The following is a 12,307-nucleotide window of genomic DNA, read 5'->3' as shown; positions in this document are numbered from 1 at the left end:
GTCAGGCGCTGGCCTCGGCCTCCTGCCGCTTGGCGCGCTCGAGGGCGCGCTTGCGGTCCTCCTCGCTCTCGCTCGCGATCCGCTGCGCCGCGTCCTCGTCGCGGGTGAGGTTCTCCCCGGTCTCCGGGTCGAAGACGTGCATCAGCATCGGGTCGAAGAAGAACTTCGCCCGCTCACCCTCCCGGACGCGGGAGCGCGACTCGAGGTTGACCACCATCTGGGTGCGCATGCCCTCGCCGTCGAGGTCACGGTCCAGCTCGTCGAGCTTTGCCTGCACCGAGGCGTCCGCCTCGAACGGCACGTAGGCGTAGAGCTCGTTGCCCAGCCACTCGGTGACGTCCACGTCCGCCTCGAAGTGGATCGCGTTGGCCGTGGGCTCCTGGATCGCGGAGTCCTTGACGAACTCCGGCCGCAGGCCGACGATCACCAGCTCCTTGCCGGCGACCTTGCCGGCGAACTCCTCGCCGAAGCTGACCTCGCAGAACGGCAGCTGCAGGCTGTTGCCCTGCACCCGCGCGGGCAGGAAGTTCATCGGTGGGGAGCCGATGAACCCGGCCACGAAGAGGTTGACCGGCTGCTCGTAGAGCTCGCGCGGTGAGGCGATCTGCTGCACGACACCCTTCTTGAGCACGGTGACCCGGTCGCCCAGCGTCATCGCCTCGGTCTGGTCGTGCGTCACGTAGATGGTGGTGACGCCCAGGCGCCGCTGCATCCTGGCGATCTCCGTGCGCATCTGACCGCGCAGCTTGGCGTCCAGGTTGGACAGCGGCTCGTCGAACAGGAACGCGTCCGCGTCCCGCACGATGGCCCGGCCCATCGCGACCCGCTGGCGCTGGCCACCTGAGAGGTTGGCCGGCTTGCGCTCGAGGTGGTCGTTGAGCTCGAGCAGGTCGGCCGCCTCGGAGACTCGCCGCTTGATCTCGTCATCACTGATCGCGCCCTTGGTCAGGCGCAGCGGGAACGCGATGTTCTCGTAGACGGTCAGGTGCGGGTAGAGCGCGTAGTTCTGGAAGACCATCGACAGGTTGCGGTCGCGGGGCGCGAGCTCGTTGACCCGCTTGCCGTCGATCGACAGGTCGCCGGAGGTGATGTCCTCCAGCCCGACGACCATCCGCAGCAGGGTGGACTTGCCGCAGCCCGAGGGGCCGACCAGGATCATGAACTCGCCGTCCGCGATGTCCATGCTGACCGCCTTGACCGCCTCGTAGCCGTCGGCGTAGGTCTTGCCGATCTCGTTGAGCTGAATCTGTGCCATTGAGGTTCTCCTTGGGTTGAGCGGGCCTCAGCCCTTGACGGCGCCGGAGGTCAGCCCGGCCACGATGCGCTTCTGGAAGATGAGGACCAGGATCACGACGGGGATGGTGACGATGACAGCAGCCGCGGAGATGGCTCCGGTGGGTTGCTCGAACTGGCTGGCACCGGTGAAGAAGGCCAGCGCCGCCGGGACGGTGCGGGCGTTCTCCGAGGTCAACGAGATCGCGAAGACGAAGTCGTTCCACGCGGTGAAGAAGGTGATCAGCGCGGTGGTGAAGACCCCGGGGGCCGCCAGCGGCACGATCACCCTGCGGAACGCCTGCCAGCTGGTGGCTCCGTCGACCTGCGCGGCCTGCTCCATCTCCCACGGGATCTGCTGGAAGAAGGCGGACAGCACCCAGATCGACAGGGGCAGGGTGAGTGACAGGTAGGGGATGACCAGGCCGGGGATGGTGTCGAACAGCCCGATGTTGCGCCACAGGTCGAACAGTGGCGTGACCAGCGAGATCACGGGGAAGAACGACACCGCCAGGGAGACCAGCAGGATCAGCTTCTTGCCCGGGAAGTTCAGCCGGGCGATGGCGTAGGCGCAGAACGTGGCGAGCACGACGCTGATCACGGTGGCGATCAGGCAGACCACGATGGAGTTCACCAGCGCCGGGTTGAACAGGTTGCTGGCGGTCCCCGTCGTGATGAGCTGGAAGTTCTCCCAGGAGAACTCGCGGGGGAAGTACTTGTTGTCCGCCTGGATCGACTGCGGCTTCACCGCGAGGGAGAAGATCCAGAACAGCGGGATGAGGGTCCAGAGCATGACCGGGATCGAGACAGCGGCCAAGCTCCACTTCTGCTTCGGTGTGGCGTCCATGTCAGCCTCCTTCTACTTCGATCCGGCCAGGTCGACCTTGAAGCCTCTGATGAAGATCAGGGCGATCGCGAAGACGAGCAGGAAGAGGACCACGGACAACGCCGACCCCATCCCTATCTCGACCCGGTCGATGGTCTGTTTATAGGCCAGCGTGGACAGTGTCTCTGTGTTGTTGGCTCCTCGTGTCATGACGAAGACGTTGTCGAAGATGCGGAAGGCGTCCAGGGTGCGGAACAGGACCGCCACCATGATGGCCGCCTTCATGTTGGGCAGGATCACCCGGAACAGCCGCTGCCAGAACGTGGCGCCGTCCACCTTGGCAGCCTCCTCCATCGCGCTGTCGATCTGGGCGAGGCCGGCCAGCAGCAGCAGCGACATGAAGGGCGTGGTCTTCCAGATCTCCGAGATCATGATCACGCCCATGGCCGGCAGCCAGCTGCCGAACCAGTCGAACGTCGCGTCCCACGCGCCGAAGGTCAGGGTGTTCAACCAGCCGTTGACGTAGCCCGTGTCGGTCCGGAAGCTGTAGAGCCACGCGAACGCGGAGACCACCGTGATGATGGAGTAGGGGATGAGCACGATCGTGCGCAGGGTCCTGCGGGGCAGCACGATCCGGTGCATCAGCATGGCGATCGCGAAGCCCAGCACCAGCTCGACGGCCACGGTCACCACCGTGATGAACACGGTGTTCCACAGCGCCTGGTAGAAGAGCGAGTCGGTGAAGATCACCGAGTAGTTGCTCAGGAAGATGAACTCGCGAGCGTCCGGGTCGGTCAACCGGTAGCGGAAGAACGACAGCCAGACCGCCTGGAGGATGGGGTAGGCGGTGACCGCCAGCATGATGACGAAAGCCGGACCGGCGAGCTTCCACCCGAGCTTGCGCTCGGCCCGGGCACGGTCCGAGAGCTTGGGTCGGTGCTGGTCCCGCCTGCGTGTCTGGGGTGTGTCGGTGACGGTGCTCACAGCAATGCCTCTCCCCTCAGAACCTGCATGATCAGTGTGGCGGACTCGGCGGGCGTGTCCTCGGTCACGCCGTCCGGTGGGCTCCACACACGTTGGATGGCGGTCGACAGGTCGCCGTAGAACTGGGTCTGCGGTCGCGGCACGGCCTGCTCGAGCGAGTCGCGGATCACGTCGGCCATCGGGAACTGCTCGACGACCTCGGCCTCGTCGAACACAGCGGCACGCGAGGCCGGGTTGCCGGTGCCGGTCATGTAGAGCACCTGGTGCTCGTGGTTGGTGATGCACTCAGCGGCTTGGTAGGCCAGGTCGGGGTCCTCGGTGAAGGCACCGACCCCGATGGAGATGCCGCCGTAGGGTGGCGCGGGGTCGCCCTCGTCGCTGGTCGCTGGATACATCGCCCAGCCGATGTCGTCGATGAACTCGACACCGTTGGCGGGGAAGGCGGCCCACACGTAGGGCCAGTTCACCAGGAACCCGCTGGTGTCGGGGTCCTGGAAGAGGTTCAGGGCCACCGTCTCGTCGGCGGTGCCCATCGACGGACCGCCGACCCCGGCGTCAGCGACCGAACGGACGATGTCCGCCGCCGCCCGACCGGCCTCGCTGTCCAGGCCCAGCTCGATGTCATCCAGGTCCGGGCCGGGGTTGACCAGGATCTCTCCGCCGGCTCCGGCGATCAGGGCGTTGATCCACACGGTGTATCCCTCGTACCTGTTGGCCTGGACGCCGATCGTCACGTCCTGCGCCTCCGCCGCCTCGACGAGCTGCTGCCAGGTCACGTTGCCGCCCTCGACATCCAGACCGGCCGCCTCCGCCACACTCTTGCGATACCAGAGCAGCTGGGTGTTCGCCCAGAACGGGACGGCCACCAGTTCCTCGTTCCACGTCGAGGCGGTGACCGATGACTCGACCCGGTCCTCGGTGAAGGTCTCGACCATGTCCTCCGGCACCGGTGCCAGGAAGCCGGCCTGGGCGAACTCCGGGATGAACGGCGGGTCCAGGCTCATCAGGTCGACGCTCGCGTCACTGCCGGCCAGTCTGCGGAGCAGCTGCTGGCGCTGGTCGCTCGCACTGTTGGGCAACAGCTGGACCTCGATGGAATAGGCGCCGCCCGCCTGCTCCGTGCACTGGGCGGCGATCTGGGCCTGGCCTCCACCCTCCGGGTTCGATCCACCACCGTCGGGGTTGATGTACCAGGTCAGGTGCGTGCTGTCCTCGCCGCCGCCGCAGGCCGTCAGTCCGACCAGCACCGTCGCGGCGCAGAGTGCCACGGCCACCCTGGAGGGTGATCTGTGTCTGCTCACATCTGGCTCCTTCGTCAGCTCGTGGTCCGGGTCGCCCCAGGTGACCGTCCGTGTCGGGCAACCACGTTCGTTCACCCGGATGTGACCCGGAGTACACCGTGTACCGCTCCCATAGAACACGGAATGTGTGACCTGCGCCACCCCGCGGACGCTGTGTCTGCACGGTTTAGGCTTCAGCCATGCCCGAGTTCCGCTACTCCGACCTCCTACCCACCTCCCCCGACCAGACGGCATACCGTCTGCTGACCACCGACGGGGTCCGCGTCGTGGAGGGCCCCGGCGGACGACAGTTCCTGGAGGTCGACCCGGAGGCGCTGCGCCTGCTGACCGACACCGCGATGCACGACATCGCCCACTACCTGCGTCCCGGGCACCTGCAGCAGCTGCGGAACATCCTGGACGACCCCGAGGCGAGCAACAACGACAAGTTCGTGGCGCTGGACCTGCTCAAGAACGCCAACATCGCGGCCGGGGGGATCCTGCCGATGTGCCAGGACACCGGCACCGCCATCGTGATGGGCAAGCGCGGCCAGCGGGTGCTGACCGCTCCGGGCCCGGACGGGCCGGTCTCCGACGAGGAGGCGATCTCGCGCGGGGTCTTCGACGCGTACACGACGCTGAACCTGCGCTACTCGCAGATGGCCCCGATCACCACCTGGGAGGAGAAGAACACCGGCTCCAACCTGCCCGCGCAGATCGAGCTCTACGCCGACACGACCCCCGGTCACGAGCTGTCCTACAAGTTCCTCTTCATGGCCAAGGGCGGCGGCTCGGCCAACAAGACCTTCCTCTACCAGGAGACCAAGGCGTTGTTGAACCCGGAGCGCCTGATGGAGTTCCTCGACGAGAAGCTGCGGAGCCTGGGCACCGCCGCCTGTCCGCCCTACCACCTGGCGGTCGTCCTGGGTGGCACCTCCGCCGAGTTCACCCTGAAGGCCGCCAAGTACGCCTCGGCCCGCTACCTGGACGGGCTGCCGACCGAAGGATCACTGGCGGCGCACGGCATACGAGATCCTGAGCTGGAGGAGCAGATCCACGAACTGACCCGCAACTTCGGCATCGGCGCCCAGTTCGGCGGCAAGTACTTCTGCCACGACGTGCGCGTCATCCGGCTCCCCCGGCACGGGGCCAGCCTGCCGGTCGCCATCGCGGTGTCCTGCTCCGCGGACCGCCAGGCGCTGGGCAAGATCACCCCCGAGGGCATCTTCATCGAGCAGCTGGAGACCGACCCGGCCCGTTTCCTGCCCGAGGAGGTGGACGCCGAGCTCGATGCCGAGACCCACGGTGTCTCGGGCACCGGCAAGCAGTCGTCCATCCCGATCGACCTCAACCAGCCGATGGAGGCGATCCTGGCCGAGCTGAGCAGGCACCCCGTGAAGACCCGGGTGTCGCTCAACGGGCCCCTCGTCGTCGCCCGCGACCTCGTGCACGCCAAGATCAAGGAGCGGCTCGACGCGGGCGAGGAGATGCCGGACTACCTGCGCAACCACCCCGTCTACTACGCCGGGCCGGCGAAGACGCCGGAGGGTATGCCGTCGGGTTCGTTCGGGCCCACGACCGCCGGCCGGATGGACAGCTATGTTGAGCAGTTCCAGGCCGCCGGCGGGTCCAAGGTGATGCTCGCCAAGGGCAACCGGAGCCAGCAGGTCACCGACTCCTGCGCCACGCACGGCGGGTTCTACCTCGGGTCCATCGGTGGCCCGGCCGCCCGCCTGGCGCAGGACTGCATCAAGTCCGTCGAAGTCATCGAGTACGAGGAGCTGGGCATGGAAGCCGTGTGGAAGATCGAGGTCGAGGACTTCCCGGCCTTCATCGTGGTCGACGACAAGGGCAACGACTTCTTCGCTGCGGTGAGCAAACCGCTGGCGATGTCGATCCCGCTGCGGCCGGGTCTGCAGGGGGCGAGGCAGTGATGGGCCCCTCCCCGGACGACTTCGCGGACCTGCTGGAGCACAACCAGGCCTACGGTCAGGCCTTCGGGCTCGGCGGTTTCGACGGCATCGCCCGAGCGGGTGTGGCCATCGTCACCTGCATGGACTCACGCATCGAGCCGCTGGCGATGGTGGGTCTGACGCACGGCGACGCCAAGATCTTCCGCAACCCCGGCGGCCGGGTCACCGACGCCGCGCTGGAGGCTCTCGTGCTGGGGGTGCACCTGCTCAACGTCGAGCGGATCATGATCGTCCCGCACACCCGGTGCGCCATGTCCAAGATGTCCGAGAACGAGTTCCGCGACAAGATCACCGAGCTCTCCGGGATGGACGCCTGGTGGCAGCACTTCCACGTGGTCCCCGACCAGCGCGCCGCCCTCGTGGAGGACGTCCACCGCGTGACCAGCCACCCGCTCATCGGCGCACGCGCCAAGGTCGGCGGCTTCCTCTACAACGTGGACACCGGCCTGCTCGAGCACCTGGTCTGACTCCCTGCTCCGACCGGGCGCACCTCGAGGCCGAACGAGGTCAGCGTCGGGCTGATGTGCACGCCGTGAGCGCGTTCGGGTCAGCGGAGTGTGTGGCCGAGCGAGAGGGCTGACCTCATCGGCACGGTGGGCGGCGGCTCAGCCGGGGGGACGAGCCTGATGAGCGCTCGCTTGGTCTCCTCGCTCACCGCGGACGTGCCACCGGTGAGGACGATGCTCGCGGGGGCGAGCGTCTCGATCGCCTGGGCCGTGGTGCCGGGCACGCGGTCGGAGGGGACCAGGAGCACGGCACCCTCCGCCGCCGCGGAGAGGGGCGCTGCGGCCAGGGAGTCGGCGAAGTTGCTCCCGACCCCGACGTGCAGCACCGTCCCCGGCGCCGTGTCCTCGGCCAACGCGGCCGCGGTCTCGTAGCGGTCTGCGCCGCCACGGCGCACGACCTCGTCCCAGGCAAAGTACTCCAGCCCGGCGACCACGTCGTCGGAGACAGCGCCCGGTCCCCCGGCCACGATGATCGTGCGGGGACTCAGCTCCTCCAGGGCATCCGTGGTGAACACCGGGATCGAGTCTGGTCGCACCAGCAGGATCGGAGCGTCCCGCTGTCCGGCCTGGGCCGCTGCGGCGAGGGCGTCCGCGAAGCCCGCGCCCGTCGCGACGTAGACGACACCGCCCGAGGTCACCGGCGCCAGCCGGGAGATCTCCGCGGCCGTCTGGTAACGGTCCGTCCCCGCGACCCGCTGGACGTGCGGCCCCAGGGTGCGGAGCTGGTCCAGGACGCCTTCGCTGACCGCGTTGGGCCCGCCGGCCACGATGATCTCTGAGGGCTCCAGCCGGATCAGGGCCTCCCGGGTGGCGATGGGCAGGGCGGTGGGCTGTGTGAGCAGCACGGCACCACCGGTGTGCCCGGCCTTGGCCGCGGCCGCGAGCGCGTCGGGATAGTCGTGTCCGCTGACCACGAACACCCGGCCCCCCGGCTCCACGTCCCGGGAGAGGAGGGCGGCCGTCTCGTAGCGGTCCGAACCGGACACGCGGTCGACCGACGGGCGGTACTGCGCCATGCCGGCCTCGTACAACCGCTGGTGGATCGGATCGGTGAGGGTGGGCGCGTAGCCCTGAGACATGTGCGAGCCCGAGGCATAGATCTGGGCGCGACCGACCACGGCCGGGCACTGGGGGCTGAGCTCCGACACCGGACACACCCAGTCGCGCAGGTTGACGAAGGTCGCCGAGTCCACCCACGACGCGGCCATCCGCAGCGACGGGTTGCCGCTACGGCGGTCCTCCAGCGGCATGGCGCACTCCGTGAGGTCGCCGTCGTTCTGGAGGGCGTCGGCGATGCAGGTGTTGGGGTTGCCGTCGGGCACCGGGGTGTCCCACAGCGCCACGATCTGCTCGACCCCGAGGTCCTCCAGGAACCTCCAGGCGCTCAGGTAGCCCTGGGCCACGTCAGTGCGCATGCCGCTGGTCAGGACCAGGTCCGGCGGGTCGGCCTCCAGGTGCGTGCGCACCGCGTCGTTGTAGAGGTCGCACTCGGGGTAGCCCGGGGCGGGCGGAGCATCCTTCACGAAGGCACAGGCCTGCTTGGTGTACATCCTCAGGGACCAGCCCTCGCGCAGGGCGATCTCCTCCAGCGCGGGAAAGAGCTGGCCGATCTTGGAACTGCCGAGCACCGCCACCGTGATCTCGCTGTCGGTCACGCCGTAGGTGCACCCGGGGCGCACCGTGGTGCCCGCGCGACCCACATGGCACCCGTCGTCGTAGTAGCTCGGGTCACGATGGAGCTCGTCCATCGGCGGGGTCATCGGATGGACCGGCCCGAACCGCGTGATGTCCTCGGGCTCCAGGGCCGGGTCGCTCCACGAGTCCTCCTTGAGCGAGCGCGCCCCGAGGTCGTCCTCGGTGCCGTCCAGGGCGGCGGTTGCCCCCTGGGCGCCACCGGCCAGCACGGCGACCGCGGCCAGGAGCGCGGTCAGCCAGGAGACCCACCCCCGGAGTGCGCGGGGCCGGACGGCGGAGGGCAGTAGCCGCTCCAGGACGAGGGAGTTGCTCACGCGTCAGAGCGCCAGACGCGACTGGACGACGGCAGCCAGCCGATCGGCATACTGCTGAGCCCGCTCCGCGGTGTCGGCCTCGACCATCACCCGGACCAGCGGCTCCGTGCCGGACTTGCGCAGCAGCACCCGGCCGGAGCCGTCGAGCTCCGCGGACACCGCCGCGACGTCGGCCTGGACGACCTCGTCGCCGTCGACCTTGCTCTTGTCGACGCCCTTGACGTTGACCAGCACCTGCGGGAGGCGGGTCATCACAGCGGCCAGCTCCGAGAGTGGACGACCGGCTGCGCGGACCCGGCGGGCGATCGCCAGCGCGGTCAGCACGCCGTCGCCCGTCGTGCCGTGGTCCAGCATGATGACGTGACCGGACTGCTCACCGCCCAGGGTGTGACCCTGCGCGCGCATGGCCTCCAGGACGTAGCGGTCCCCGACGGCCGTCTGCACGACCTCGATGCCCTCGCGGTCCATCGCCTGCAGCAGCCCCAGGTTGCTCATCACGGTGGCGACCAGGGTGTTGTTGGCTAGGGTGCCGCGCTCCCTCATGTCGACGGCCAGCACCGCCATGATCTGGTCACCGTCGATGCTGTTGCCGTCGGCGTCGACCGCCAGGCAGCGGTCCGCGTCGCCGTCGAAGGCGAATCCGAGGTCCGCGCCGCGGTCCACGACCGCCTGCTGGAGCAGCCCCATGTGGGTCGAGCCGTAGCCGTCGTTGATGTTGAGCCCGTCCGGGTCGCCCCCGATCGTGTCGACCGTCGCCCCGGCCCGGCGGAAGACCTCCGGCCCCACGTGGCTGGCGGCACCGTGCGCCGCGTCGATGACCACGTGCAGTCCGTCCAGCCGGCCGGGCACCGAGTCCAGCAGGTGCTCCATGTAGAAGTCGGCCCCCTGCGGGAACGGTCGGATCCGCCCGACGCCCACGCCCGTCGGTCGCTCCCAGTCGTTGTTGAGGCGCTCGGTGATGGCGTCCTCGATGGCGTCGGCCAGCTTGTGGCCACCCTCGGCGAAGAACTTGATGCCGTTGTCCGGCATGGCGTTGTGCGAGGCGGACAGGACCGCCCCCATCTCGGCGTTCATCCGAGCGGTGAGGTAGGCGATGGCCGGCGTCGGGAGGACGCCCGCGTCGAGCACGTCGACACCGGCGGAGGCGAAGCCCGCCATGACCGCCGCACTCAGGAACTCACCGGACGCCCGGGGGTCACGGCCGACGACCGCCGCCGCGCGACGACCGCCGTAGCTGGTGCCGCTGGAGCCGAGCTCGTGGGCCACCGCGACCGACAGCTGCAGTGCCAGCTCGGCGGTCACGTCCTTGTTCGCCAGTCCGCGCACTCCATCGGTGCCGAAAAGTCGCGCCACGTCCTACTCCTTCGCAAAATCCTGGGCACCTGGGCCCCGCGCACACTGGCGCATGCCAGGTGAGTTCCTGGGCACTGACCTGTCTGCACCCGCCGACACAGACTAGGCCACGGCGAGGGCCCCGACCAGAACGTGCCGGTCGGGGCCCTCGAGTCGGTCGCTGCGATCCAGCGAGCCGGATCAGCGCTTGCTGTACTGCGGCGCCTTGCGGGCCTTCTTCAGACCAGCCTTCTTGCGCTCGGGGACGCGGGCGTCCCGGGTGAGCAGGCCGGCCTTCTTCAGGGCCGGGCGGTTCAGCTCGGCGTCCACGCCGTTGAGCGAGCGGGCAACGCCCAGGCGGACGGCGCCGGCCTGGCCGGAGGGGCCACCGCCGTGGACGCGCACGAGCACGTCGTAGGCGCCGTCGAGCTCGAGCACGGTCAGCGGCTCGTTGACGATCTGCTGGTGGACCTTGTTGGGGAAGTAGTCCTCAAGGCTCTTGCCGTTGATCTTCCACTCGCCGGTGCCGGGCACGATGCGGACGCGGGCGACGGCCTGCTTGCGGCGGCCGGTGCCGGCGCCGGGGGCCGACGCGGAGGGACGACGGGCAGCGGCGGCCTCGCCGACGGGGCCCTCGGACTCGGAGGTGTACTCGGTCAGCTCGACCTCGTCGACCTCGGTCTCGGTGTTGTTCACAGTCATGTCTGTCACGGTTTCCTTACTGCGCAACCTGCGAGATTTCGAACGGGACCGGCTTCTGCGCGGCGTGCGGGTGCGTGTCGCCGGCGTAGACCTTGAGCTTGGACAGCTGCTGGCGGCCCAGCGAGTTCTTGGGGATCATGCCGCGGATGGCCTTCTCGACCGCGCGGGTCGGGTGCTGCTCGAGCAGCTGCTCGTAGCCGACCGCCCGCAGGCCACCGGGGTAGCCGGAGTGGCGGTAGGCCTTCTTCTGCTCCAGCTTGGAGCCGGTCAGCGCGACCTTCTCGGCGTTGATGATGATGACGAAGTCACCGGTGTCAACGTGGGGCGCGTAGGTGGCCTTGTGCTTGCCGCGGAGCAGGATCGCGGCCTGGGACGCGAGGCGGCCCAGCACGACGTCCGTGGCGTCGATAACGTGCCAGGCGCGGGTGATCTCGCTGGCCTTGGGTGTGTAGGTACGCACGTGTAACCCTCGTGTTCGTGGGAATGGCTTGAGCCGCACCCACCTGATCGTGGATCGGCAACAGTCCTCAAGTTTACGGGACCGTCGCCGATCGCTTCAAATCCGACGAACCCGCAGGTCAGCGGATGTTTCGCCCTCCCGGAGACGGCTCATCCATAAGAAGTGTGCACAGAGAGTGTGCATACTGGCAGTATGTCGGAACGCACCTCGTCCTCCGGCCGCACCGCACTGCGGGTGCTGGCCCACCCGCTCCGCAGCCGGCTGCTCGCCGAGCTGCGGGTGCACGGGGCCGCGACGGCCACCGAGCTGGCCGCCGCCCTCGAGACCAACACCGGAGCCACGAGCTACCACCTGCGCCAGCTGGCCGAGGTGGGTCTGATCGAGGACACCGCAGAGGGCACCGGCCGCCGCCGGGTCTGGCGCGCGGTGGCGACCGGCACGCCCGAGGCGAGTGCCGGCATACTCGATGCTGACCCGGACGACCCCGACGACCTGGCGGCGGCGGACTGGCTGGCCCGTGACTACCTGGAGCACTTCACCGACCGGGCTGGCGCCTGGCTGGGCTCGCGGGCCGACTGGCCGACTCCGTGGCAGTCCGTCCTCGGCCTCGAGGACCACCTGGTCCTGGTGTCCGCGGAGCAGATGACGGCGCTGCGCGAGGAGCTCGTCGAGGTGCTGGAGCGCTACCGCCGGCTGGGTCAGGGCAACCCGCAGGCCAAGCGCGTGTCGGTCTACACCTGCGCGCTGCCCGTCGACCCGACCCCTTGACCCGAGCTGCGGGGCGGCCGCAACCAGGCTTGTCAGTCGTGGCGCGGCTCGGCCGCCCGGAGACCGTGGAGCTCGGCCTGTCGGTGCTCCGGGAGAGGCGGACGGTTCGTCGTGATGGGCATCGCCACCGGGGCCGGGGAGGCCGAGGGGCCGTGGTTCTGGCGACGCTGCCGGGCCATGGCCTGCTCAGCCCTC

At 69.0% G+C, this 12,307-nt stretch carries 11 protein-coding genes; 3 read left to right on the top strand and 8 right to left on the bottom strand.

Annotated features, from left to right (window positions below; genetic code table 11):
- Position 1: 1 nt before the first annotated feature.
- Genes ugpC through MWU75_RS02450 form a run of 4 tightly spaced genes read right to left on the bottom strand, consistent with a single transcriptional unit; the run spans position 2 to position 4,356 of the window.
- On the bottom strand, positions 2–1,255 hold the full coding sequence (gene ugpC / locus MWU75_RS02465) for a sn-glycerol-3-phosphate ABC transporter ATP-binding protein UgpC (protein ID WP_247087966.1): 1,254 nt from the start codon (positions 1,253–1,255) through the stop codon (positions 2–4).
- A gap of 27 nt (positions 1,256–1,282) precedes the next feature.
- Positions 1,283–2,119, bottom strand: a complete 837-nt coding sequence (locus tag MWU75_RS02460; RefSeq protein WP_247087965.1) for a carbohydrate ABC transporter permease — start codon at positions 2,117–2,119, stop codon at positions 1,283–1,285.
- Between the two features lie 12 nt (positions 2,120–2,131).
- Positions 2,132–3,082, bottom strand: a complete 951-nt coding sequence (locus tag MWU75_RS02455; RefSeq protein ID WP_247087964.1) for a sugar ABC transporter permease — start codon at positions 3,080–3,082, stop codon at positions 2,132–2,134.
- A complete protein-coding gene (locus MWU75_RS02450) occupies positions 3,079–4,356 on the bottom strand; it encodes an extracellular solute-binding protein (RefSeq protein WP_247087963.1) in 1,278 nt (425 codons plus the stop codon). The genes MWU75_RS02455 and MWU75_RS02450 overlap by 4 nt, the downstream gene beginning before the upstream one ends.
- A gap of 206 nt (positions 4,357–4,562) precedes the next feature.
- Between MWU75_RS02450 and MWU75_RS02445 the strand changes: the two genes are divergently transcribed.
- Positions 4,563–6,296 carry a fumarate hydratase gene (locus tag MWU75_RS02445; RefSeq protein ID WP_247087962.1) on the top strand — a complete coding sequence of 578 codons (1,734 nt, stop codon included), beginning with the start codon at positions 4,563–4,565 and terminating at the stop codon, positions 6,294–6,296.
- A complete protein-coding gene (locus MWU75_RS02440; RefSeq protein ID WP_247087961.1) occupies positions 6,296–6,802 on the top strand; it encodes a carbonic anhydrase in 507 nt (168 codons plus the stop codon). The genes MWU75_RS02445 and MWU75_RS02440 overlap by 1 nt, the downstream gene beginning before the upstream one ends.
- A gap of 80 nt (positions 6,803–6,882) precedes the next feature.
- Here MWU75_RS02440 and MWU75_RS02435 read toward each other — a convergent pair whose 3' ends face one another.
- The 4 genes from MWU75_RS02435 to rplM all read right to left on the bottom strand — a co-directional run bounded on the left by MWU75_RS02435 (position 6,883) and on the right by rplM (position 11,344).
- The gene (locus MWU75_RS02435; protein ID WP_247087960.1) at positions 6,883–8,850 is read right to left on the bottom strand and encodes a cell wall-binding repeat-containing protein; all 1,968 of its coding nucleotides are present in this window, start codon (positions 8,848–8,850) and stop codon (positions 6,883–6,885) included.
- Positions 8,851–8,853: 3 nt separating this feature from the next.
- On the bottom strand, positions 8,854–10,203 hold the full coding sequence (gene glmM / locus MWU75_RS02430; protein ID WP_247087959.1) for a phosphoglucosamine mutase: 1,350 nt from the start codon (positions 10,201–10,203) through the stop codon (positions 8,854–8,856).
- A gap of 180 nt (positions 10,204–10,383) precedes the next feature.
- Positions 10,384–10,893: a 30S ribosomal protein S9 gene (rpsI, locus tag MWU75_RS02425; RefSeq protein WP_247087958.1), complete on the bottom strand. Its 510-nt coding sequence runs from the start codon at positions 10,891–10,893 to the stop codon at positions 10,384–10,386.
- Positions 10,894–10,900: 7 nt separating this feature from the next.
- Complete coding sequence (gene rplM, locus MWU75_RS02420; RefSeq protein ID WP_247087957.1) at positions 10,901–11,344, bottom strand: 50S ribosomal protein L13; 444 nt, start codon at positions 11,342–11,344, stop codon at positions 10,901–10,903.
- Between the two features lie 192 nt (positions 11,345–11,536).
- Here rplM and MWU75_RS02415 point away from each other — a divergent pair, with 192 nt between their 5' ends.
- Positions 11,537–12,112 carry a helix-turn-helix domain-containing protein gene (locus MWU75_RS02415; RefSeq protein WP_247087956.1) on the top strand — a complete coding sequence of 192 codons (576 nt, stop codon included), beginning with the start codon at positions 11,537–11,539 and terminating at the stop codon, positions 12,110–12,112.
- The last annotated feature ends 195 nt before the right edge of the window (positions 12,113–12,307 follow it).

The sequence above is a fragment of the Ornithinimicrobium sp. F0845 genome (assembly GCF_023015765.1).
Lineage (GTDB): Bacteria > Actinomycetota > Actinomycetes > Actinomycetales > Dermatophilaceae > Ornithinicoccus.
The sequence above is the reverse complement of the archived record's forward strand: the minus strand, read 5'-3'. Positions and strand labels throughout refer to the sequence as shown.

What these genes read in the sequence shown, in the direction of transcription:
- MWU75_RS02415 (WP_247087956.1), top strand. Translation starts at nt 11,537, where the DNA reads ATGTCGGAACGCACCTCGTCCTCCGGCCGCACCGCACTGCGGGTGCTG.
- MWU75_RS02440 (WP_247087961.1), top strand. Translation starts at nt 6,296, where the DNA reads ATGGGCCCCTCCCCGGACGACTTCGCGGACCTGCTGGAGCACAACCAG.
- ugpC (WP_247087966.1), bottom strand. Translation starts at nt 1,255, where the DNA reads ATGGCACAGATTCAGCTCAACGAGATCGGCAAGACCTACGCCGACGGC.
- MWU75_RS02460 (WP_247087965.1), bottom strand. Translation starts at nt 2,119, where the DNA reads ATGGACGCCACACCGAAGCAGAAGTGGAGCTTGGCCGCTGTCTCGATC.
- MWU75_RS02445 (WP_247087962.1), top strand. Translation starts at nt 4,563, where the DNA reads ATGCCCGAGTTCCGCTACTCCGACCTCCTACCCACCTCCCCCGACCAG.